Origin of the sequence: Mycobacterium gordonae (genome assembly GCF_002101675.1) — a bacterium.
GTDB lineage: Bacteria > Actinomycetota > Actinomycetes > Mycobacteriales > Mycobacteriaceae > Mycobacterium > Mycobacterium gordonae.
Map to the genome: position 1 here is coordinate 1 of NZ_LQOY01000030.1, position 24458 is coordinate 24458.

Below are 24458 nucleotides of genomic sequence, written 5' to 3' on the forward strand. Positions count from 1 at the left end.
GGTGCTGTTCGGCAACGGCGGAGCCGGAGGCGCCGGTGGTGCCGGGGCGGCCGGAGGCCGGGGCGGGGCCGGCGCCTTCTTTTTCGGCAACGGTGGCACAGGTGGCGCGGGCGGTGCCGGCGCGGCGGGGGGGGTAGGCGGGACGGCAGGCTTCTTCGGCAACGGCGGTGCCGGTGGTGCCGGCGGGGCCGGCCTGACGGGCGTCGGTGGCTCCGGCGGTGCCGGGGGCAACAGCGGGGTGCTGTTCGGCAACGGCGGAGCCGGAGGCGCCGGTGGTGCCGGGGCGGCCGGTGGCTTCGCGGGCGGGGCCGGCGGCGCCGGTGGGACGGTTTCCGCGCTGGTCGGCGGCTCTGCGGGCAACGGCGGCGCCGGCGGCGCCGGCGGAGTCGGGGCCACGGGTGCCGATGGCGCCATCGGAGGCCAAGGCGGCGTCGGCGGCACCGGCGGCGCAGGCGGCGAGGTTCGATCGCTGTTCGGTGGCTTTGGCGGTGCCGGGGGCGGCGGTGGCCAGGGTGGCCAGGGCGGGACCGGCGGAGTCGGCGTCGGACTGGGCGTCGGTGGCACGGGCGGCACTGGCGGCACCGGGGGACTCGCGGGTGCCGGGGGCGGCGGTGGCCTCTTCGGCGGCGCGGGCGCGAGTGGCGCGAGTGGTGCCGGCGGCCAGGGCGGCACGGGTGGCACCGGCGCGCAGGGAGCGACGAGCACCACTGCGGGGGTGGATGGCGCACTTGGTGGCACCGGCGGTGTGGGCGGCCAGGGTGGCGTGGGCGGCGCCTCGGTTGCGGGCGGCCCCGCGGGTGCCGGTGGTGTGGGCGGTACCGGCGGTGCCGGCGGTCAGGGTGGCACCGGTTTCGCCGACGACGGGATCAATGGTGCGACAGCAGGTGGTACCGGCGGCACTGGTGGTGCCGCCGGTGCGGGGGGCGCGGCCGGTGATGGCGGCGCCGCTGCCGGGTATGGCAGGGGTGGTCAAGGTGGGCAGGGCGGCACCGGGGGTGCGGGGCTGGACGGACTGACGAGTACTACGGCTGGTGTCGACGGCGGAACGGGTACCAGCGGGGGCGCTGGTGGTCAGGGCGGGGTGGGTGGCAATTCGGCTACCGGTGGCACGGCCGGGGCCGGCGGAGTGGGTGGTACCGGCGGTGCCGGCGGCCACGGCGGTACCGGGTTCGCCGGGGACGGCGTTGACCCCGCCACGGCCGGTGGTGATGGTGGTGCTGGTGGTGCGGCCGGCGCCGGCGGCGCCGCGGGTACCGGGGGTGCTGCCGGTGTCGCCGGCGGCTTCGGCACCGGCGGCCAAGGCGGTGCCGGCGGCACCGGTGGCGCCGGGGTGCAGGGGCAGACGAGCACGACGGCCGGACAGGCCGGCGGAGCCGGTGGTGACGGCGGCGCAGGTGGTAAAGGCGGGGCCGGCGGCGGCTCGGGTGCCGGTGGCACGGCCGGTGCCGGCGGTGTGGGTGGTACCGGTGGGGCCGGCGGCCAGGGCGGTACTGGGTTTGCTGGCACGGCGACCGAAGCGGCGACCGCTGGTGGCGACGGAGGCGCCGGTGGCGCGGCAGGTGCGGGCGGCGCGGCCGGGAACGGCGGTGCGGCCGCCGCCTTCGGCACCGGCGGGGAGGGTGGTGCCGGTGGAACCGGCGGCGCTGGGGTGCAGGGGCAGACGAGCACGACACCCTTACTGGAGGGTGGTGCCGGGGGTGCCGGTGGCGCCGGTGGTAAGGGCGGTGCGGGTGGCAACTCGGGTGCCGGTGGCACGGCCGGTGCCGGCGGGGTGGGCGGTACCGGCGGCGCCGGCGGCCAAGGCGGAACCGGGTTTGCCGGTGACAGCATGTTCGGCGCGACGGCCGGCGGTGATGGCGGCACTGGTGGTGCCGCGGGTGCCGGCGGTGCCGCCGGCACTGGTGGTGCCGTGGGCGTTGCCGGCGGCTACGGAACCGGCGGCAAGGGTGGTGCCGGCGGTACCGGTGGCGCGGGTGTCCAGGCGAGCGCGACGCCGGGGATGGAAGGAAAAGCCGGCGGTGCTGGTGCCGCCGGCGGTAAGGGCGGGCTGGGCGGCAACTCGGGTGCGGGTGGCACCGCCGGCGCCGGCGGTGTGGGCGGTAACGGTGGGGCCGGTGGCCAGGGTGGTACCGGGGTTGCCGGCGACGGAGTGAACGCCGCGACGGCCGGTGGTGATGGTGGCGCCGGCGGCGCGGCCGGTGCCGGTGGTGCCGCGGGCAGCGGCGGTGCGGCGGGTGTCGCGGGCGGTTACGGCACCGGTGGCAAGGGCGGTGCTGGTGGTACCGGCGGTGCCGGTGTGCAGGGGTCGGCGAGTGGCGGGCCGACCGAGCCCGGCGGTGACGGTGGCGTTGGTGGCGGTGGCGGCAAGGGTGGCGCCGGTGGGGCCTCCGGTGCCGGCGGCACTGCGGGTGCCGGCGGCGTGGGCGGTACTGGTGGTGCCGGCGGCCAAGGGGGCGCTGGGTTTGCTGCAAGTCCGACGGAGGAGGCGACCGCTGGCGGTGATGGTGGCGCCGGGGGCGTGGGCGGCGTGGGCGGTGCGGCCGGCAGTGGCGGTGCCGAGGGAGCAGCGGGTGTCGGCGGAACTGGCGGCCGCGGGGGCAGTGGCGGCATCGGGGGTGCTACGACGAACAGCGGCGACACTGCTGGTGCCGGCGGTAGCGGCGGCACGGGGGGCGCAGGTGGCTTGGGGGCCGCGGGTGCGGCTGACGCGGCGGCGGCCGCCGGCGGCGTCGGCGGTGAAGGCGGCGCCGGTGGCGCCGGTGGTACCGCGGCGCCCTCCGCCACGAACGGTGATGGCGGTGCGGGCGGCATCGGCGGTCAGGGTGGTGCCGGTGGCGCCGGGTTTGCCGACTCCGGCACCAACAACGCGCGGGCCGGCGGCACCGGTGGTGCCGGTGGCGTGGGCGGAGCCACCACCACCGCCGGCAATACCGCCGGTGCTGGCGGCGCTGGTGGCGCCGGTGGCCAGGGGGGCACCGGGGCCGTGAGTGCGCAAGTCGGCACGGGATCTGCCGGTGGCGTCGGGGGCCAGGGTGGCACCGGTGGTGCCGGTGGTAGTGCGGTCGCCGGCGCGACCAATGGCACTGGCGGCGCCGGGGGTACCGGTGGGCACGGCGGCACCGGTGGGGCCGGGTTAGCTGATGCCAACGACAATGCGGGCGACGGCGGCACCGGCGGTGCCGGCGGTGTCGGTGGTGTCGGCGGTGCGGTGGGCAGTGGTGGCTCGGGAGGCAAGGCCGGGGCGGCGGGGGCCGGCGGCGCCGGCGGCGTTGGTGGTGCCGGTGGTGCCACGAACACCGGCACCGCTGGTGCGGGCGGTGCTGGGGGTCAGGGCGGTGCCGGCGGCGTCGGTGCCATGGGCACGGCCAGCACGACGGGCTACGCCGGTGGTGTCGGCGGGCAAGGTGGCGCCGGTGGTGTCGGTGGAGGCGCGCCGGGGGGTGGCGTCAATGGCGACGGCGGCAGCGGCGGTACCGGCGGTCAGGGTGGCGTCGGCGGAGCCGGGTTTGCTGACGACGGCAGCAACAACGCCGGTGCCGGCGGTACGGGTGGCGCCGGGGGCGCCGGAGGCGCCGGGGGCGCCGGGGGCGCGGAGGGCCCCGGGTCGGCCGCCCTTGCGGGAGCAGCGGGAACCGGCGGCAAGGGCGGATCCGGCGGCGTGGGTGGGTCCACCACCAAGGCCGGTAACACCGCCGGCGCCGGCGGTGCGGGCGGCCAGGGCGGTGCCGGTGCCGCCGGAGCCGGGGGTGCGCCCGCCGTTGTCGGATCTGCCGGTGGTGTCGGTGGGCAGGGCGGCACCGGTGGTGCCGGTGGTAATGCGGTGGCCGGTGCCACGAACGGTGCCGGCGGAGCGGGCGGGTCCGGCGGCCAGGGCGGTGCCGGCGGTGCCGGATTCGACGACGACAGCGTGAACCTGGCCACCGATGGCGGCACCGGCGGCACCGGCGGCGCCGGTGGTGCCGGCGGTGCGGTGGGTAGCGGCGGTTCCGGCGGTAACGCGGGGGCAGCGGGAACAGGCGGTAAGGGCGGCGCCGGTGGCGCTGGTGGAGCGACGGGCACGGCGGGCCACACCGCTGGTGTCGGTGGCACCGGCGGTGCCGGCGGTCAGGGCGCTACCGGAGCGGCGGGCACAGCCACTGGCTCCGGTTCTGCCGGCGGCGCCGGTGGGCAAGGTGGTGTCGGCGGTGCCGGCGGCTCCGCGGCGCCCACTGCCACCAACGGCAAGGGCGGAATCGGTGGTGTCGGTGGTCAGGGCGGTGCCGGCGGCGCCGGGTTCGCCGACAGCGGCAGCAACAACGCGGGTGCCGGCGGCATCGGCGGTACCGGTGGTACCGGCGGCGCGGGCGGTGCGGTTGGTACCGGCGGGTCCGGAGGCAGTGCGGGAGCGGCCGGGGCCGGTGGTAAGGGCGGCGTAGGCGGCGCAGGCGGGGCTACCGCGAAGGCCGGCAACACCGCCGGTGCCGGCGGTGCCGGTGGAGCGGGCGGGACCGGCGGCGTGGGTGTCGTCGGAGCCGCCAGTGGCGTCGGGTCTGCCGGCGGTGCCGGTGGGCAGGGTGGCGCCGGTGGTGCCGGCGGTGCCGCCGTGGTTGGTGCCACCAACGGCAAGGGCGGCAGCGGGGGCGTCGGAGGCCAGGGCGGTACCGGCGGCGCCGGGTTCGCCGATAACGGCGGCAACAATGCGGGCGCCGGCGGAACCGGCGGGGGCGGCGGTACCGGTGGTGCCGGTGGCGCGGTGGGCACCGGCGGTTCCGGAGGCACTGCGGGCGTCGGTGGCGCCGGCGGCCAAGGTGGTGGCGGCGGCGTGGGCGGGGCCACGACAAGCAAGGGCCACTCCGCCGGCGTCGGCGGTAACGGCGGCCAGGGTGGCACCGGCGGTGGCGGGGCCGACGGCGCCGTCAGCGGCGGAGCGGCCGCCAACGCGGGTCAGGGCGGTAAAGGCGGGGCCGGCGGCGCCGGAGGAGCGAACGCGGCAGGTGGCGGTGGTACCGGCGGCAAAGGCGGCAACGGTGGGACGGGTGGAATTGGCGGCAACGGCACCGGCGGCAACCTAGGCGGATTCGGCGGCAATGGGGGCTCCGGCGGTAACGGCGGTATCGGCGGAACCGGTTCCAGCGGTAACCCCGGCACCGCTGGCAATGACGGCGGTGCTGGTAATACCGGCGCGGCCCCCACCGGGGGCAGCAGCTCTACCGGAGGTGTAGGGGGATCCGGCGGTACCGGCGGTGCCGGCGGTGCCGGATCTTCGTAGGTCTGTCGCCGCACTGTCGCCGGTCTGCGAGCCTTTGGCGGCCCCGACACCCGTTCCTCACCACCGTGTGGTGACCGCCGGCTCACCCGGGGTTCGATCCACCAGAATGGTTACCCTAACCTAAGTTGGTCAGATACGCGACGAAGGGTTCAGGACAGTTGCGCGAACACAAGACGTCTCGAGGTTTTGCCGGGGCCGTGCTCAAGCTGCTTGGGGCGGGGGACTACCAGCTCACGGTGACCGGTCGGCGCGAGATCAGCGAGCACTATCACCGCTTGAGCTTCGATGCGGGCGGGCTGCTCGCAGCGCACGAGGTGCACCCGACGATGTGGATACGGTTGTGGTTCGCCGACGGCGACAAGTCGCATCAGCGCGGTTACACGCTGGTCGACCCCGACCCCGCCCGCGACACGTTCGACATCGAGTTCGCCCTGCACGACGGAATCGCCTCGAACTGGGCGCGTGCCGCGCAGCCGGGCGACACCATCGAGGCGACCGTGATGGGCAGTAAGTTCGCAATCCCCGAACCGCGCCCCACCGGATATGTCATCGTCGGCGACTGCGCCTCGTTGCCCGCGATCAACTCGCTGTTGACGGCCATCGGCGACGCTCCCGCACAGGTCTTCCTGGAAGCCGGCTGCGACGACGACAAGTATCTTCCGGTAGCGCGCGACACCGACGTCACCTGGGTGGACCGCAAGGATGGGGCGCTGCTGGAGGCGGTGCGGGCGGCGGCGTGTGACGGCGGTTGCCAATTCGGCTGGGTGGCCTGCGACAGCCGCACCACCCGCTCGGTGGTCAAGGTATTGCGGGAAGACTTCGGCATTCCGCGCAAATCGATTAAATCGCAGGCCTATTGGGCGGTCTGACCGGCGCGCTGTGTCCTGCTGCGCGGCATCGGTGTGGTATTCGAAACACATCCGATTCGGCTACCTGAAAAGGCGTGCACATGACAAAGCCCGACGCGCCCGGCTTCGATCGCACCAGGCTGCCACTTCCCGACACTCCCGGCGGTGGGACGGCAGGTCCGACGATCAGCGAGTCGGTGATGCCGACCATCGCTCCCGTCCGGCCACCCCAGGGCGCTCCGAACGTGGTGATCGTACTGCTCGACGACGTCGGGTTCGGGGCCACCGCGACCTTCGGCGGTCCGGTTCCGTCCCCCACCGGCGATCTGCTGGGACGAGAAGGGCTGCGCTACAACCGCTTTCATACCACCGCGCTGTGTTCGCCGACCCGCGCGGCACTGCTCACCGGCCGCAACCACCACGCGGTCAACACCGGCAACATCACCGAGTGGGCCACCGGCTACGACGGCTACAACAGCATCATTCCCCGATCGGCCGCCACCATCGCCGAGACGCTGAGGCTCAACGGCTACAGCACCGCGGCCTTCGGCAAGTGGCACAACACCCCGGTGTGGGAGGTCAGCCCGGCCGGCCCGTTCGACCGGTGGCCCACCGGCATGGGCTTCGAAGAGTTCTACGGGTTCATGGGTGGGGAAGCGCACCAATACAATCCGGGTCTGTATCACGGCACCACACCCATCGAACGTCCCGAGGGTGTCGAGAATTATCACCTGACAACAGATCTCGCCGATCGGATGATCGAATGGGTTCGGCGACAGCGGGCCATCGCGCCGGATCGGCCCTTCTTCGTCTACTGGGCTCCCGGGGCGACCCACGCCCCGCACCAGGTCGCACCCGAGTGGAGCGAGCCGTTTCGGGGAGACTTCGACGCGGGTTGGGACACCCTGAGGGAGGAGATCTTCGCTCGCCAGAAACAGCTGGGCGTGATCCCCGCCGAGGCCGAGTTGACGCCGCGCCACGACTCCATTCCCGCGTGGGACTCCGTCTCGCCGGAGCGGCGGCGCATCGCCGCCAGGCTGATGGAGGTCTACGCGGGATTCCTGGCGCACACCGACTACGAAATCGGAAGGATGGTCCAGGCTCTCAAGGACATGTCGGAGTGGGACAACACCCTGTTCGTCTACATCATCGGCGACAACGGGGCGGCGCCGGCCGGCGGAATCGACGGTGTCTTCAACGAAATGGTGGCACTGAACGGACTGCAAGAGGATGTCTCGGTGGTGCTTTCGAAGATGGACGAATTCGGCGGCCCGAAGGCCAGCAACGAGTACCCGGTCGGATTCGCCTGGTCGATGTGCACCCCGTTCCAATTCACCAAACAGTTCGCTAGCCACTTCGGGGGCACCCGCAACCCTATGGTCGTGACCTGGCCGAAGCGGATCACCGACCAAGGCGGATTGCGCTGCCAGTTTCACCACGTCATCGACATCGCCCCGACCGTCCTGGAAGCGGCGGGCATCCCGCAACCAACGGTTGTCCACGGTGTGGCCCAAAAGCTTTACGACGGAATCAGTCTCGCGTACACCTTCGACAATGCCGCGGCCCAGGATCGTCGTCGCACTCAGTATTTCGAGATCCAGGGGACCCGCGGCATCTACCACGAGGACTGGATCGCGTGCACCTATCACGCCAAGATCCAGTGGCGCAAGGCCGCGCTGCCGGAGTTCACCGATGACCGCTGGGAGCTGTACGACCTGCGCAGCGACTACAGTCAGGCCACCGACCTCGCTGCCGAGCGGCCAGACAAGCTCGCCGAACTGAAGGCCTTGTTCGACACCGAAGCCGCCGCGCACAACGTCTTCCCGCTCGACGACCGCGGACCGATCCGCGCGATGGGCGCCCGGCCCACAATTCTGGGTGAGCGGTCGTCGATTTCCTTCGGGCAGGGCGCGATCCGGATGCCCGAGGACATCATTCGCAGCGCCTTCAACCGGTCCTATTCGATCACCGCGACGATCGACACTCCCGGCGGCGCCGGCGTATCAGGTGTCCTGCTGGCAGCCGGCGGCTACTTCGCCGGATTGTCGCTGTACGTGCGCAACGGCCTTCCGGCTTTCACCTACAACTATTTCGGCTCCGAATACACCACGATCACCGCGGCGGAGCCCGTGCCCGCCGGCGCGGCGACGGTCGCCATCGAATTCGACTATGACGGAGGCGGTCTGGGCAAAGGCGGCCTGGCGCGGTTACTGCTCGACGGACGCCAAGTCGGTGCGGCACGCATCGAGCGCACCGTGCCATTCGGATTCAGCGCCGACGAGGGAATCGACGTCGGAATGGACGGCGGAACCCCGGCAGCCGATACCTATGACAACACGTTTGCGTTCAACGCCACCATTCATGAGGTGACGATCCGGCTGCGATGATTTCCCGCTAGACGCAGCGGAACTTTGCGGACAGACTCGACGTAATCCGGAGCTTTGCCTGCTGGGTCCAAATATCGACGGGAACTGAAACATGACGAACCCGACCGCTGCCATCGGGGATCGATCTCCCTGCGACACAATCAGTTCCGTCCGGAGCCGGGTCATTTTCGCCGCACTTGCACTCGGCGTCGTGGTCGCGGCGATGGACCAGGCGATGGTAGTGCCCGCGTTACCGACGATCGCGGCAGATCTGGGCAGCGCCGGAGGGCAGTCGTGGGCGGTCACCGCGTATCTGCTCGGCGGCATCGTCGTCGTCCCGGCAGCCGGCAAGCTCGGCGACCTGTTGGGCCGCAAACGAGTTCTGGCAAGTGCCGCCCTGATATTTCTCATCGGGTCGGTGCTGTGCGCGTCCTCCCAAACGATGGCCATGCTGGCGGGCTCGCGCATGGTGCAGGGCGTCGGCGCGGGCGCCATCGCGGTCACGGCCGCCGCACTGGTCGGTGAGGTATTTCCGCTGCGCAGCCGCGGCAGCTATCAGGGCGCCCTCGGGGCCATATTCGGGGTCGGCACGGTCGCCGGGCCCTTCCTCGGTGGTTTGTGCACCGACTACCTACACTGGCGCTGGGGGTTCTGGGTCAACGTACCCACGTCTCTGACGGTTCTCGCGGTGGCCGCCGCGGCCATCCCCGCGCTGCCCCGACGGCCCAGACCGGCCATCGACTACATCGGAATCCTGGTGGTCGGCTGCGCCGCCACCGCCCTGATCATGGCCACGAGTTGGGGTGGCACCACCTACGCCTGGAGCTCGCCGCCCATCGTCGCGTTGTTTACCGCCGCCGCGGTCGCGCTGGTGGTCTTCGTCCGGGTGGAAAGTCGTGCGGCCGCTGGCATTTTGCCGCCCCGACTTTTTCGCAGCCCGGTCTTCTCGGTGTGCGCTGTGCTGTCGTTGCTGGTGGGATTCGCGATGCTGGGCGCCCTGACCTTCGTGCCCATGTATCTGCGCTACGTCAACGGCGTCTCGGCGACCACCTCCGGCCTGCGCACGCTGCCCATGGTGGTCGGGTTGCTGACCACGTCGTTGGCGGCCGGGATCCTGGTCGGGCGCACCGGCCGGTACAAGATCTTTCCGCTGGCCGGGACGGCCCTGATGGCGGTTGGCTTCCTGCTGCTGGCGCGGATGGACGAGGCGACACCGTGGCTGGTGCAGTCCTTCTATCTCGTCATTCTCGGTGCGGGGATCGGGTTTGCCATGCAGGTGCTCATTCTCATCGTGCAGAACACCTCCTGTTTCCAGGACTTGGGCGTCGCCACCTCAGGTGTGACGTTCTTCCGTTTGGTCGGCGGCGCCTTCGGCGCCGCCATATTCGGCGCGCTGTTCGCGAACTTCCTGAGCCGGCGAGTGGGTTCGGCGTTGACGTCCAACGGTGTATCGCCGGGTGCCGTGCATTCGCCGGCGGCGCTGCGTCAGCTCCCGGAGCACCTAGCGGCACTGATGGTGCGGGCGTATGCCGGGTCGCTGGCGCAGGTATTTCTCTGTGCGGCTTTCGTCGCATTGGCGGGATTCGTTTTCGCGCTGTTTCTCCATGAGGCCCCCCTGACCGGAATACACGACAGCCCCACCTGCCTGGGCGACGGGTTCGCCGTGCCCAGAGTCAAATCACCGGAGGACGTTCTGGAAATCGCCGTCGGGAACCTGCTGTCCGAGGCGCCGAATGTGCACCTTGAGGACATTGCGCAGCGGCCCGAGTGTGAACTCGACGTCGCCGGATTGTGGGGTGTGCTGCAGATCTTCCAGCATGAGCGATCATCCGGGACCGCACGGCTCACCGGCATGGCCCGACATTTCCACCTCCCGCACCAGGTCTTCGAACCCCTCTTCGACCGGCTGGTCGCGCTGGATTACGTGGTGCGCGACGGCGACCAGCTTTCGCTCACCGCCGACGGGCTGCGGCAGGTCGACTGTGCGTCCGCCGTCATCCGGCACTGGGTCGTCGACAATCTGACCCTGCCGCCCGATTTCGCCGAACGGACCGGCGAAGAATTCGATGCGGCGCTGCGGCGAATCTCCGATAGCGTTCTGATTCAACGGGACTGGTATCGGGAGCTCGACGAACTACCCGAGCCCGGTAGCAGCCTCGCCGCCGCGCGATAGCTTGCCCGTTTCCAGCCAGCGCGCGCATTGCGCGCCCAGTTTGTCCAGGGCGACTCGGTCGAAGCGCGCAACCTGCTCCGCGGTGAGCTCGCTGCGGTAATCGCGGTTGGGTCCTTTGTGGAAAAAGGCTGCGGCACTGGACATGTGCGCTCCGTTGAACGGAGCCAGCTGGTCGGCGCGGCCGCGCATGTAGTCGAACGCACAATGCTCGACGATGTCGTCGATGTGCAGCGACGCGGGGTCGATGCCGATGAATTCCGCGATCCGGGCGATCTGGCCCGGTAGGTCATCGGTGAGCTCGCGATAGTGCAGCAGTAGCACATTCGGCTCGTCGCGTAGCTCCCACCACGACCTCACCAGGTCGAACAGGTCACCGCAGCCGTTGCCACCGGTGTCGAGCCACAGATCGAAGAAGGCCCGCATATCCTCGGGAACCGTCAACGGTGTCGAGTCGCCCGACCACCGCGCGTACGTCTGATTGATCTGCGCCAGCGTCGATTCGGAATAGTTGGAGAGCATGTTGTGGAAGCTGATGCCGGAGTCCTTGCCGTTCCTGCCGACGAACACATACCGGGCCTCCGCGGCGATCGGCAGCGCGTCCGCGGGTAGATGCGACTTGATGACCCGCCTGCTTCCGGCGGCGCGCTGCCGCCCGAGCACGTCGAGCATGTCAGCGTGATCACCCCAGCTGGAATCCAGCCACGGCGAGGTGTCCGAGAGGCTGCCGTCGTTCTCGGCCCCGTTGCGCAGAATCTGCTGGACAATCCGCTGCGTCCACGTCGTCCCGGACTTGACCGGGGTAACGATCAGGATGTCACCGCCGGCAAAGCCGCCCTGAGTCAGGAAATCGTTCCACACCAACGAATTACACAAGTAGTCCCGGAACACCCTGGTCGGAGCGATCAACGGTTTCGTCATCGCAAACCCTGCTCTCTGTCGTACCCGCCCGAAACACGTACGCCGTTGCTGCGAAAGCCTACAAACCAGCTTCATACTGCTGCAGGTTCGCTAATCTGCAAAGGCCGAAAACCGGGGAGCCGCCGGTCGCGACTTCTGAAGGCGGTCGTGATTCGCCACGACACCGTGCCGGCATGACCGCATCGGCGGGCTCAGCCCGGTTGACCCGCATCGCCTGGGGAGCCGGTAGCACCTGTGGTGCCGTCGTTGCCTACGGCACCGGCTTTGCCGTTCGCGGTGGAGCCGGTGCCGGCGGCCCCGCCGCTGCCGCCGTCACCACCGGAGCCACCATCGCTGACCTGCGTGCAGACCCGGCGGATTCGGTCAGGGTTCGCACCGGGCAGTTGCGGCAGGCGCCACCACCGGGACCAGGAACTCCTCGATCATGGCTCGCTCGTCATCCTCGTCGCGGCCGGGGAACATCAGCATCGAGATGATCACCCGCACCGCCCACCGCGCGCGGCGTTCGGTGGCCGAGGGGTCATCGGGCCCCAATGATGCGAGGAATCCTGAGGCCAGGGCGGTGATCACCTGCGACTGCCCGGCCATCTCGCCACCGATCGGCAATCGGGTGGACCCGAACCATGCTGCCAGCGCCGGGTTTTCGCGCACCATTCGCAAAGTGGCCGTGATACTGGCGACCAGCCTCTCCCTGGGGTCCTCGATGCGCTCGATCAACGCGAGGATCTCGCGTCCCAGTCGATGCGTCTCGCGGTGGACATACGCGGTTCGCAGCGATTCGCGGCTGTCGAAATACCGGTACAGCGTCGCGCGAGAACACCCTGCGGCCCTGGCGATTTCGTTCATTCCGACCGAGGCCGGGTCTTGGTCGGTGAACAGCCGCTCGGCGGCGTCCAGGATCCGGTCCGCGGCGACTTCGGTGCGTCGTTCGCCCAGCCAGTCACCCGCCATCAGGTGCGGACCCGTATCGGCACCGACAGCGGACGACGGACGTAGTGGCCGCCGGACCACACGATGCCCTCCGCATCGACCTCGAACCGCGGGCAACGGCTCAGTAATTCGCCCAGCGCGACCCGCGATTGCATGCGCGCCGCCGCCGATCCCAGGCAGTGGTGCGCGCCGTGGCTGAAGGTCAGGATGTTGCGCGGCCGGCGGGTGACGTCGAGTTCGCCTGCGTGGTCGCCGTATTGGCGTTCGTCGCGATTGGCCGATCCGTACAGCAGCAGCACGCGGCGACCCGCCGGGATGGTGGTGTTCTCGATCGTGACGTCGCGGGTGACGGTCCGGGCCAGGCCCTGCACCGGCGAGGTGAGCCGCAGCAGTTCTTCGACGGCATCGGGGATCAGGTCCGGGTCGTCGATCAGCAGCTGACGCTGGTCCGGCCGTTCCTGCAGCAACGGCATTGAGCCGCCCAGCATTCCGGTGACGGTGTCGTTGCCGCCGGTGACCATCGTGAAGGTGAAACCGAGGATCGACAGGATGCCGGAGATGTCGCCGTCGGCGCCCAGCCCCGCCGCCACCAGATGCGAGATCGTGTCATCCTCCGGTTCGGTGCGGCGCCGCTCGATCAGCGCGGTGAAGTAGGCCATCATCGTCCCCACCGCGTCGCCGACGGTTTCCAGCGCGCCGACGATCCCGCCCTCTGCGGTGTTGGCCGCGACGATGGCCTGCGTCCAGCCGTCGAACTGCGCCCAATCCTGTTCCGGCACACCGAGATAGTGCGCGACGACCATGGACGGCAGCGGCTTGAACAGCTCGGCGACGATGTCACCCTCGCCGCGCGCGCGGATCATCTCGATGCGCTCGACGACGAATTCGCGGACCTTGGGTTCGACGGCCTCGACCTGGCGCGGAGTGAACCCGCGGGACACCAGCTTGCGGAACTGGGTGTGCACTGGCGGGTCCTGCATCACCATCGGCGGGTTGTCGCGCAGGCCGATCATGTCCAGGTCCCCGTAATTGACGGTCAGGCCCTGAGCCGAGGAGAACGTCTCGTGGTCACGGGCGGCCGCCCATACGTCGGCGTGCCGCGACAGCACGTAGTAGTCGTGGTCGGGATGCCCGGCCGGCACGACGTGATGCACCGGGTCGCGGTCGCGCAGTGCCCGGTACATCGGCCAGGGGTCCCGCCAGCTCTCGGCGGTGGCGAGCACGAACGTCGCCGGGGCGTCGTGAGACATAACCGCTGTCATGTCTTATTCGTACGACACACCGCTCACCCCTGTCAACGCTTGAGTGTGAATTGCACGACGCGACACGCGGCGAATGCGTCGCAGGATTCCCACCCGGCCCGACGAGACCGGGGACCCTAGATGCCCGACCCCGGGTTGAGGATGCCGTCGGGGTCCAGGGCCTGTTTGATCCGCCGGTTCAGGTCCATGACGTCGGGTCCCAGGTAGTCGGCGAGCCACGGCCGCTTCAGCCGGCCTACACCGTGTTCACCGGTGATGGTCCCGCCAAGGCGGACCGCCAGATCCATGATCTCGCCGTAGGCCACTTGCGCGCGCTCGGCCATCGCCGCATCGGCTGGGTCGAACACCAACAGCGGATGGGTGTTGCCGTCACCGGCATGGGCGATCACCGAGATCATCAGGTCCCGCTCGTCGGCGATCCGCGCGATACCCGTGACGAGCGCGCCCAGTGCGGGCAATGGCACCCCGACGTCTTCGAGCAACAGCGACCCCTTGGCCTCCACCGCCGGGATGCAGAACCGGCGGGCGGCGACGAACGCCTCGCCCTCGTCCGGATCGTCGGTCGAAAACACTTCCGTCGCACCATGTTGGGCGAACACCGCCGCCATCACCTCGGCGTCCTCGGTGCCGGCCCGACCGCGTTCGTCCGACCCGGCCACCAGCATCGCCGCCGCCGACCGGTCCAGGTCCATCCGCAACGTGTCCTCGACGGCGTTGATGGCCACCTGGTCCATGAACTCGAGCATCGACGGGCGAAGCCGCGCGCTGACCCCCAGCACCGCCTCCACGGCCGACTCGACCGAGGCGAAGCTGGCCACCACGATGCTCGACGCGTTCTGTGCGGGCAGCAGTCGCAGCGTCACCTCCGTGACGATGCCCAGCGTTCCTTCACTGCCCACGAACAGCTTCGTGAGCGAAAGTCCCGCAACGTCTTTCAGCCGGGGACCGCCGAGCCGGACGGCTGTGCCGTCGGCCAGCACCACCTGCATGCCCAGCACGTAGTCGGTCGTGACGCCGTACTTGACGCAGCACAATCCACCGGCGTTGGTGGCGATGTTGCCGCCGATGCTGCAGATCTCGTACGACGACGGATCCGGCGGGTACCACAACCCGTACGAGGCCGCCGCCTTCTTCACCTCGGCGTTGAACAGCCCCGGCTGGCACACCGCGGTGCGGGTCACCGGGTCGATGGTGATCTCGCGCATCTTCTCCGTGGACAGCACGATGCCGTTGTCCACCGCCGTCGCTCCGCCCGACAGGCCGCTGCCAGCCCCGCGGGTCACCACGGGGACCTTGTGCGCGGCCGCCCAGCGCAGCACGGTCTGCACCTCTTCGGTGCGCCGCGGCCGGACCACGGCCATCGGCTTGCCCGCCGACGGGTCCAGCGCCCGGTCCTGCCGGTAGCCCTCGGTGACCGCGGGATCGGTGACCACCATTCCCTCGGGCAGTTCGGCGATCAGCGCCTCCAGCAAACCGGTACTCACCGGATCGATCCTACGGCCGCGTAATCGTGCTGAGCGCGGCAGCCGATGGGCTTGAGCGACACTCAAAGACCACGAGGGGAACCTCACCGCGAAATTCGCGTCTGGAAATCGCAGCCAGGTTCCCCTCGCGGCCCTCGGCACCGAGGCATGCTTGCCCCCGACGAATTCGCGCAGCAGATGAGCCGGATCCTCCGGGACTCAGACGGACGTAGGCACCCGGTCCAGCTCCCGCAACGACGGCAGCCGGATGCAGAAGAGCCCGGTGACCAGGATGGGCAACGCCAGCGCGAGGAACGCGATCTGCAACCCGGCGGCATCGGTCAGCGGACCGGCCAGCAGCAGCCCCAGCGGACCGGCCGCGTAGGCCAGCGACGTCATCACGCCGACCGCCCGTCCTCGCAGATGTGCCGGCGCGCGCGTCTGGATCAGGTAGGCGTAGATGGGCTGGATCGGTCCGTAGACCAGACCCACCAGCCCGACCAGCGCCAAGATCACCGCGAGCGGTGGCAGCAGCGCGATCAACGCGGCGGCCACACCGAGGGTGAGCACCGCGGTCAGCATGATGGTGCGGCGCGACACCCGCTTCACCAGCCCCGCATACCCGAGCGCGCCGACCAGACCACCCAGCGACAGCGCCATCAGCACCGAGCCGAGCTGGCCCGGTTCGTGGCGGTCGCTGAAGTACTTGGGGAACAGCACGCTTTCCATCGGCAGGTACAGCGCCGTGACCGTGAGGTCGATCAACGCCAGCGTGCGCAGCACCCGCAGGCTCCACACGAAACGCATTCCCTCCGAGATCCCCGACCACAGTCCGGCAGGGCGAGAGGCGTGCACCGGCCGCCCGGCGCCATCCAGCCGCAGCAGGGCGATCGCGACGATGGACAACGCGAATGCCCCCGCGGTGATCCACATCGTGTTGACGCCACCGACGGTGGCGATCATCAGGCCGCCGATACCCGGTCCGACCATGAAGGCCAGGTTGAGAATCGCCTCGTACACACTGTTCACCCGGTCCAGCGACCAGCCGGCCTGAACGGCGGCCTCCGGCAGCATCGACTGGCGGGCGGTGATTCCGGCCGGGTCGAACGCGGCCGCACACGCGCCCAGCGCCGCCAACACCGCGACGTTGACCGCCTCCGTGCCGTACGCCCAGGCGATCACCGGAACCGCCGCGACGGCGGCTCCTGACAGCGCGTCGGCCACCATCGATACCCGCCGACGACCGAAGTAATCGACCGCGGTGCCTGCCAGCAGTGTGGAGAACAGCAGCGGCAGCGTGGTCGCGCCGGCCACGATCGACGCCTGACCCGCGCTGCCCTGCCGCTGCAGCACCAGCCACGGGAACGCCACTATCGAGATGCCGTCTCCCGCACACGCCATCAAGGTGGCGAACAGAAGCAGGAATGCCGGGCCGCGGCTTTTTTCGTTCATGGGATATCGCGGCTGAATCTAGCGCCCGAGCGGTAGCACAGACCACTGATTTTTCCGGCGTGCAGGATGGTCGTGTGCTCATGCATCCCAATACCGGGCGGAGTTACCCGTCGCCCGTGCCGCCCGGCTCCGGCTGGCCGGGTGACCCGGCGACGTCGCGCACCCCGGTAGCCACCGATGCCGCCAACGTCGCGGCGCTGGCCTACGCAGCCACATCGATCGCCGAACTCGACGCAGCGATCAGCGTGTGCCGGGCCTGCCCCCGGCTGGTCACCTGGCGCGAGGACGTCGCGCTGGTCAAACGACGTGCCTTCGCGGACCAGCCGTACTGGGGACGTCCGGTACCGGGGTGGGGGTCGGAGCGGCCGCGGCTGCTGATCGTGGGGCTGGCTCCCGCCGCGCACGGCGCCAACCGGACCGGCCGGATGTTCACCGGCGACCGGTCCGGCGACCAGCTCTACGCGGCCCTGCACCGGGCCGGACTGGTGAATCAACCCACCAGCGTCGATGCCGCGGACGGGTTGTGCACTAGAGATATTCGCATTGCAGCGCCGGTCCGCTGCGCGCCGCCGGCCAATGCCCCGACGCCGGCGGAACGGGACACTTGTGCGCCCTGGCTGGACGCCGAGTGGCGGTTGGTCGCCCCGCATGTCCGGGTGGTGGTGGCGCTCGGCGGGTTCGCCTGGCAGATCGCGTTGCGCCTCACCGGCGGGACCGGCAAGCCGAAGTTCGGGCACGGCGTCGTCGCCGAGCTGCCCTCGGGGGTGCGGTTGCTGGGCTGCTACCACCCGAGCCAGCAGAACATGTTCACGGGTAGGTTGACTCCGGCAATGCTCGATGAGGTTTTCAGGGACGCGAAGAAGCTGGCAGGAATCAAGTAATGGTCGAATCGGTTCTGGTGTCCGGTGCCAGTGTGGCGGGGCTCACCGCCGCCTACTGGCTGCAGCGCAACGGCTATGCGGTGACCGTGGTGGAGCGTTATCCCGGGCTGCGCCCGGGGGGACAGGCGATCGACGTGCGCGGTCCGGCGCTCGAGGTGCTGGACCGGATGGGGCTGCGCGCCGCCGCGCAGGACTGCAAGACCAACATCCGGGGATCCTCGGTGGTGGACCGGGACGGCAATGTGCTGTCCGATGACACCGAATCGACGCCGACGGGCGGCCCGATCGATAATCCGGACATCGAGCTGCTGCGTGACGATCTGGTCGGATTGCTCTACGACGAAACGAAATTGAAGACCGAGTTCCTGTTCGACGACAGCATCGCCACCCTGGAGAACCTCGGTCCCGCCGTCAACGTCACTTTCGAAACGGCCGAGCCGCGCAGCTTCGACCTGGTGATCGGCGCCGACGGTCTGCACTCCAACGTGCGCCGGCTGGTTTTCGGGCCAGAAGACCGATTCATCAAGCGGCTCGGCACATTTGCCGCGATCTTCACCGTGCCCAATTTCCTGGACCTGGACTACTGGCAGAAGTGGCACTACGGTGACGCCAGCATGGCGGGGGTCTACAGCGCGCGCCGCAACTCCGAGGCGCGGGCGATGCTGGGTTTCATGGACCCCGAACTGCGAATCGACTACCGCGACACCGAAGCTCAGTTCGCCGAACTGGAGCGCCGGATGGCCGACGACGGGTGGGTCCGCCCGCAGTTGCTCAAACTCATGCGTGCGGCGCCGGATTTCTATTTCGACGAGATGTCGCAGATTGTGATGGACCACTGGTCAATTGGCCGGGTTGCGTTGGTCGGTGACGCCGCCTACTGCGCCTCGCCGCTCTCGGGTCAGGGCACCAGCCTGGCGTTGCTGGGTGCGACCGTCCTGGCCGGCGAACTCAAACTGGCCCGCACCGATCACGGGCTCGGATTCGCCAACTACTTCAAGCGCTTTCACGCCTACACGCAGCGCACCCAATTCCTGGCCAGCGACAGCATTCCCGGCGGCGCGCCGATCTCCCAGGAACAGTTCGACCTCATCGTGAACTCGTTCACCTTGATGAACTACTAGACCGCGATGAACTACTAGACCGCGATGAACTACTGACCGGGGGAACATCTCCCCACCCGGGCGCGTTGTGCCCACTGTGCGTCTTTCCGTCCTTGATCTGGTCCCGGTGCGCAGCGACCAGTCCACCAGCGACGCGCTTGCGGCCACGGTTTCGCTGGCGCAGACCGCCGACCGGCTGGGCTTTACGCGCTACTGGGTGGCCGAGCACCACAACATGCCCTCGGTGGGCGCCACCAGCCCGCCCGTCCTGATCGCCTATCTCGCCGCGCAGACCCATCAGCTGCGTCTCGGCTCGGGCGGGGTGATGCTGCCCAATCACGCGCCGCTAACCGTGGCCGAGCAGTTCGCCCTCCTCGAGGCCGCCGCGCCGGGCCGCATCGACCTCGGCATCGGCCGCGCCCCCGGCTCGGATCCGGTCACCTCCTATGCGCTGCGCGGGGGCCGCGACGACCGCGACATCGAGAACTTCCCCGAGTACCTCGACGACGTGGTCGCGCTGATGAGTGCACGCGGCGTACGGGTGCCACTGCGCTCGGGGGACTACCGGCTCAAGGCCACCCCGGCGGCCACCAGCGAACCACGACTGTGGCTACTGGGCTCGTCGATGTACTCTGCGCGCCTGGCCGCCGCCAAGGGGCTGCCGTACGTCTTCGCCCACCACTTCTCCGGTCAGGGGACCGAGGAGGCGTTGCAGTATTACCGCACCCATTTCCGGCCCAGCGATCTCACGCCCAAGCCGGTCACCTTCCTGACCGTGAATGCGTCGGTGGCCGAAACGGCGGACGAGGCAAGGGAATTGATGTTGCCCAACTTGCAGATGATGGCGCGGCTGCGCACCGGGCAACCGTTGGGGCCGGTCCATCTCGTCGAAGAGGCGCACCAGGAGAAGCTCACCCCGCAGCAACAGCACATCGTGGACAGCGGGTTGGCGCGGGCCGTCGTCGGCGCACCCGCCGAGGCCGCCGATCAGGTGCGGGCGCTGGCCGACCGCTTCGATGTCGACGAGGTGATGGTGCACCCGGTGGCGTCGGCTCGTCGCGGCACCGATCCCAGGACCGCGCCGGCGCGGGTGGCCACGCTGGAACTGCTGGCCAAAGAGCTTTACTAGGCGGCCACCTAGTCGGTGACGCCGGCCTCTTCCGGCCTGCTGGGCGCCGGCGCATGGCCGGCGATCCACTGCAGCAGGTCCCCGGCGGGCATCGGCGGACTGTGCACAAACCCCTGGGTGATGGTGCATCCATATTGCCGCAGCGCGCGCAGTGTCGCCTCGTCTTCGACGCCCTCGGCGACCAGGTCCGCGCCCAGACTCTCAGCCAGCGCCACCGTGGAGCGCACGATCGCCACCGAGCGCGGGTCCTGGGCAAGGCGTGCCACGAACACCCGGTCGAGTTTCAGCTCGTCGACCGACACATCCTGCAGGCGGGCCAGCGACGACCATCCAGTTCCGTAGTCATCCAACGAGATTCGCACACCCAATCGCTGCAGCGCGGCGACGGTGCTGCGGGATCGTGCCGAGTCGACGAGCGTGCTTTCGGTGATCTCGATGATGAGTTCGTCAGCGGGCAGGTCGTAGGTCTTGAGCACGTGCTCGATGGTGCCGACGAGGTCGAGGTCCAACAGGTTCGTGGTGGACAGGTTGACCGCCACGGTCAGCGCCGCGCCTTGCTCGCGCCAACTCCGGGCCTGTTCCAGGGCCAGGTTGACGGTGCGGTTGGCCACCTTACGCATCAGCCCGGCACGTTCGGCGGCCGGTAGGAACTCCTCCGGCAGCAGCAGCCCGCGCTGGGGATGGTGCCAGCGCAACAGCGCCTCCACACTGTGGACGCTGCCGTCGATCGCATTGATCTTGGGCTGGTAGTGGCACGTCAGTTGTTCGCTGCCGTCGGCCAGCGCCGCGCGTAGCTCCTCGACGAGGTTGGGGTCGTTGTCGCGGTACAACTCGTATGCGGCGTCATACACCGCGATCTTGCCTTTTGCGGATTCGGCGTGCGGAAGCGCCATTTCGGCGCGGTTAAGCAGTTCCTGGGGATGGTCGCAGTGGTCGGGGAACAGCGCGATGGCGACGCGGGCATCGACCTGGACGGTCATCGGATCCAGCGTGAACGGTTCGTGCAACGCTTCCAGCAGCCGGCCGGCCTGCGCGCGCGCGGCGATCAGGTCGGCGCCCTCGGCGAGCAGGATCGCGAACTCGTCGTCGCCCGCGCGGGCGAGCATGTCCTCGCGGCGCACGTTCTGGTTCAGGCGATTGGCGATCTGGCACAGCAGGTCGTCGCCGAAGCGGTGGCCGACCGTGTCGGCGATCTCGTCGAATTCGTGCAGTTGCAGCAGCAGCAGCGCTCGCCGAGCCGGCCCCCTGGTGCTCAACGCCGGGCCCAGAGCCGGGGCCAGGGGTGCGGCGGTCAGCGTCGTCGCCAGGGACCGTCGGTTGGGCAGGCTGGTCAGTTGATCGGTCATGGCCAGCTTGTGGTCCTCGGCGATGATGCTCACCTCCCGGAAGGTCACCGAGAATCGCGCCGCGACGGCGATCAGGCTTAGCGCGGCCAGCACCGTCGCGGCCCGCGACTCGTTGGTCATGGCGGTGACGGCCAGTGCGACGATGGTGCAGGCGACCGGAGCGGCGTAGGACCCCAGCGAGCGTCTGGGCAACGGCGGTGTCGACGACCACGCCGTCCAACTGGCGACCGCGATCAGGAGATATGACGTGGGCCAGAACGCGTCGAGCATGGTGCCCACCCGGTATGACCCGGCCGACGTCTCGAACAGGTAGGCGGTGTCGGCTGCGGCGAACAGGACGAACCCGATAACCATTAGGCCCCAACGGAATTCGTGGCGCCAGCCCAGGATCGGCAGCATCCCGGCAGCCAGCGCCAGCAGCACCAGATCGAGCCACGGATAAATCAGGCCCACCAGCACGGTGGCCGGTGCCTTCAGCGCGGCGGCGTGGATGGGCCCGGCGGTCAGGGCGGCGGCCACCGAGGCCATCACCAGCCCGCACACCACGCAGTCCAGCCGGACCGGCAGAGGCACCCGCTTGAGGCGGGCCCGCATCAGCAGCAGCAGGCCGACGTAGATGAACGGATAGAACGTGAGGTAGGCCGGATCGGCGATCGACGGCGACTGACCGTCGGGGACCCACTTGGCGTAGATGACATCACCCAGTGCCGACACCGCTGTGCCGGTCGCGATCAGGACCCACGCCACCCGGTCAGCCTTCACCCGGTAGGCGCGATAGGCGATCAGCGCGGCGGCAGTGAAGTTCAGTATCGGGTAGAAGACGTTGGCGAAAAACGGTGTATGGTCCGCATGCGGGTCGGGCAGGCACGTCGAGGCGAAGACGAGGACGCCGATCGCCAACGCGCCCAAGCTGATCCGGACGGCCAGTGGGGGCCATCGGACGCTGTGCGGTACGTCGTGCAGTTCGTCCGCCGGTGATTTAGCCGCGGCGGCAAGCGGTTTGATCGCACGTGCCAGAACCGAGGCGTTAGCGTTGGTGGCGCCCCGGTAAAGACGGCCGCCGTGGAAACTGCTTTGCAGGGCCAACATCGACTCGTCGTTGAGATCGGGCAGCGCGTAAGGCAACGGCAGATCCGGCACGAAGCTTCGAATGCATTGCCCGCCTTCGCGTTTGGCCGCGTACATGGCGAGATCGGAATGGCGCAACAGTTCGTCGACGGTGTGATTGGACTCCGCGGCGGCCACCGTGAAGCCGATGCTCGGCCGCACTGCCAACGGAACACCGTCGACAACGATTGCGGCGTTGAACGATTCGAGAACGCGCTGGGCCGCCGCGTGCGATTCCTCAACCGGCCCTTCGATGAGTACCGCGAATTCGTCGCCGCCGAGCCGCGCGACGGTGCCCTGGTCGCCCAGGGTGGTGGTCAGCCGGCCGGCGACCCGGACCAGAAGTTCGTCGCCGGCCGGATGGCCGAGCGCGTCGTTGACCGACTTGAAGTTGTCCAAATCCAGACACATGACGGCGATCGGTGCGCTGTCCGCGCTGCGCCGGGCGACGGCCTGCTCCAGCTTGTGCAGGAAATTGGCTCGATTGGCTAGGCCGGTGAGGCTGTCCCGAAAGGCCTCTTCGGCCACTTCGGTCAGCAGGCCCTGGTTTTCGACCAGCACCACGAACTGCCGCGCCAGCACAGCGGCTACCAGAATGCCCAATCCCACCACCAACGGCCCGTGCCGCATGAGGCGCACCGCATGCCCCAACCCGACGGCGGCGGCCAGCAACAACGGCAGGTACGGCAGCCACAGCCGGGTCCGGGAAGTGATTTCCGGACTGATGTTCACTACGGCCGGTTCCTGGACGCTGACCAGACCCGCCAGCGCCATCAGGCCCAACCCGGCCACCCGGGTCACATCGACCAGGTCACCGGTGTGATAGCTGCCGATCCCGGTCTGGAACAGGACCAGCATGTCGGCGAGCATGATCGTTGCGACACCACTGGCGAACAGGTTGACGCTGCGCCGCCTACCGGGACGATTTCTCGACAACAGCAGAATCGCGGTCGTCATGAGCACGACGTCCGAGGTGACATGCGCCACCGTCACGAGCCGGGAGCTGCTATCGGTCTTCAGGAGCTTGTCGAGAACGAACACCCAGGAGGCCACCCACAGCGACATGGACACGATGACGCCGTCCAGCACCAGCCGCCAGAGGTTGTGACCGCCGGGCGGATTGGACAGCAACACCATCGCTGAGAAGGCGCCGAGCGGATAGAGCAGCAGCACGATCTCCGCGGCGGCCGGATGACTGGCGTGTTCGAACTCGGGACGCACGTCGTACACCGACCAGATGACCTCGCCCACGGCCCAGCCCGCCAGTGCGACCACCAGTGCCGCCCAGCCGTAACGCCGGCGTCCGACCGAGTGCCGCGCCGCCCGCCAGGCGCATGCGGCGGCGAACGACAGACAGAGCACGGTCACGACCTGCACGGCCGGACGGGTGGCGTAGGGGCCCTGCCAACCCCAGACCGACGAGGCGATGACGAGCGCGGCGGCCAGGCTGTAGCCGCCGGCAACGCCAGAGGTGACTCCCAGAGTCAGTCCAGTGAACGGGCACCGCATCCCCGTCCAGCGCTTCATTCGGGCTCCCGCTCGCACATGCATTCTCCGCAGGCGAAGGACCTAGGAGCTCCACCGCACGCCACCACAGAATAAACCGCTGCTCGCGGTCCGGCCGCACTACTGGCGCGGGTCCCACGGCGGGATGGCCGCTAACTACTTGTGTCGGTGCGCGCCAGCGCGTCGCGCAGGATCCGGGCGGTGCCCTCGCGGTCGGGATCCCGGCGCACCAGCATGCCCTTGGCCACCGACAGTTTGTCGCCGTTGCGGCGCGGCAGCACGTGCAGGTGAATGTGGAAAACGGTCTGGAAGGCGGCGCGGCCGTCGTTGATGCCGATGTTGGTCGCGTCGGCCAGCTCGGTCGCCTTGGCCGCCTGGGCGATGCGCTGGCCGAGGGCGATCATTCCGGCCAGCGTCTCGGGCGGGGTGTCGTCGAGGTCGACGGTGTGGTTCTTGGGAATCACCAGGGTGTGGCCGCGGGTGAAGGGTCGGATGTCAAGGATCGCCAGGTAGCTGTCGTCTTCGTGAATCCGGATGGCCGGGGCTTCGCCGGCTGCGATCGCGCAGAATACGCAGGACATACCGCCACGGTACTGGGCGCCCGGTGCAGCGCCGGTATCGCCGAACGTGCAACCTCGGCGAAATCTGGCCGGGCAAATTCATACGGTCATTGCAACAACATGGATCTTAGGAGTTGCAATGCCAAGTGGTTACCCGCATCCGCCGGCG

The 24458-nt window shown here is 69.4% G+C and carries 14 protein-coding genes; 7 read left to right on the plus strand and 7 right to left on the minus strand.

The window, feature by feature from the left end; genetic code table 11:
- The first annotated feature begins 1 nt into the window (after position 1).
- The 4 genes from AWC08_RS38950 to AWC08_RS05330 all read left to right on the plus strand — a co-directional run bounded on the left by AWC08_RS38950 (position 2) and on the right by AWC08_RS05330 (position 10635).
- Positions 2-5248, plus strand: coding sequence for a hypothetical protein (locus AWC08_RS38950; RefSeq protein WP_473234610.1), 5247 nt, complete (start codon positions 2-4; stop codon positions 5246-5248).
- A 158-nt stretch (positions 5249-5406) separates the two neighbouring features.
- Positions 5407-6117 carry a siderophore-interacting protein gene (locus AWC08_RS05320; RefSeq protein ID WP_065136329.1) on the plus strand — a complete coding sequence of 237 codons (711 nt, stop codon included), beginning with the start codon at positions 5407-5409 and terminating at the stop codon, positions 6115-6117.
- Between the two features lie 80 nt (positions 6118-6197).
- Entirely contained in the window at positions 6198-8483 is a 2286-nt protein-coding gene (locus AWC08_RS05325) for an arylsulfatase (RefSeq protein ID WP_065136330.1), read from the plus strand.
- A 91-nt stretch (positions 8484-8574) separates the two neighbouring features.
- A complete protein-coding gene (locus tag AWC08_RS05330) occupies positions 8575-10635 on the plus strand; it encodes an MDR family MFS transporter (protein ID WP_069434756.1) in 2061 nt (686 codons plus the stop codon).
- Here the strand turns inward: AWC08_RS05330 and AWC08_RS05335 are convergent.
- From AWC08_RS05335 to tap, 5 genes are all read right to left on the minus strand, one after another.
- The gene (locus AWC08_RS05335) at positions 10597-11553 is read right to left on the minus strand and encodes a sulfotransferase domain-containing protein (protein ID WP_083271313.1); all 957 of its coding nucleotides are present in this window, start codon (positions 11551-11553) and stop codon (positions 10597-10599) included. The genes AWC08_RS05330 and AWC08_RS05335 overlap by 39 nt on opposite strands.
- 363 nt (positions 11554-11916) lie before the next feature.
- Positions 11917-12504, minus strand: a complete 588-nt coding sequence (locus tag AWC08_RS05340; RefSeq protein ID WP_065136333.1) for a TetR/AcrR family transcriptional regulator — start codon at positions 12502-12504, stop codon at positions 11917-11919.
- Positions 12504-13745, minus strand: a complete 1242-nt coding sequence (locus AWC08_RS05345) for a cytochrome P450 (protein WP_167544936.1) — start codon at positions 13743-13745, stop codon at positions 12504-12506. The genes AWC08_RS05340 and AWC08_RS05345 overlap by 1 nt, the downstream gene beginning before the upstream one ends.
- 116 nt (positions 13746-13861) lie before the next feature.
- On the minus strand, positions 13862-15181 hold the full coding sequence (locus AWC08_RS05350; RefSeq protein ID WP_276077514.1) for an FAD-binding oxidoreductase: 1320 nt from the start codon (positions 15179-15181) through the stop codon (positions 13862-13864).
- 246 nt (positions 15182-15427) lie between these two features.
- Positions 15428-16660: a multidrug efflux MFS transporter Tap gene (gene tap / locus AWC08_RS05355; RefSeq protein ID WP_069434753.1), complete on the minus strand. Its 1233-nt coding sequence runs from the start codon at positions 16658-16660 to the stop codon at positions 15428-15430.
- 59 nt (positions 16661-16719) lie between these two features.
- Here tap and AWC08_RS05360 point away from each other — a divergent pair, with 59 nt between their 5' ends.
- The 3 genes from AWC08_RS05360 (at position 16720) to AWC08_RS05370 (ending at position 19770) form a co-directional block, all read left to right on the plus strand.
- The gene (locus AWC08_RS05360) at positions 16720-17541 is read left to right on the plus strand and encodes a uracil-DNA glycosylase (RefSeq protein ID WP_069434752.1); all 822 of its coding nucleotides are present in this window, start codon (positions 16720-16722) and stop codon (positions 17539-17541) included.
- Positions 17541-18662, plus strand: a complete 1122-nt coding sequence (locus AWC08_RS05365) for an FAD-binding protein (protein WP_085087494.1) — start codon at positions 17541-17543, stop codon at positions 18660-18662. The genes AWC08_RS05360 and AWC08_RS05365 overlap by 1 nt, the downstream gene beginning before the upstream one ends.
- Before the next feature lie 76 nt (positions 18663-18738).
- Positions 18739-19770, plus strand: a complete 1032-nt coding sequence (locus AWC08_RS05370) for an LLM class flavin-dependent oxidoreductase (protein WP_069434757.1) — start codon at positions 18739-18741, stop codon at positions 19768-19770.
- A gap of 8 nt (positions 19771-19778) precedes the next feature.
- On the opposite strand, the gene AWC08_RS05375 is transcribed toward AWC08_RS05370, so the two are convergent.
- Positions 19779-23732 (minus strand): diguanylate cyclase domain-containing protein, encoded by a 3954-nt coding sequence (locus AWC08_RS05375; protein WP_069434758.1) that lies wholly within the window; start codon positions 23730-23732, stop codon positions 19779-19781.
- Between the two features lie 149 nt (positions 23733-23881).
- Positions 23882-24310, minus strand: coding sequence for an HIT family protein (locus tag AWC08_RS05380; RefSeq protein WP_065133055.1), 429 nt, complete (start codon positions 24308-24310; stop codon positions 23882-23884).
- Between the last annotated feature and the right edge of the window lie 148 nt (positions 24311-24458).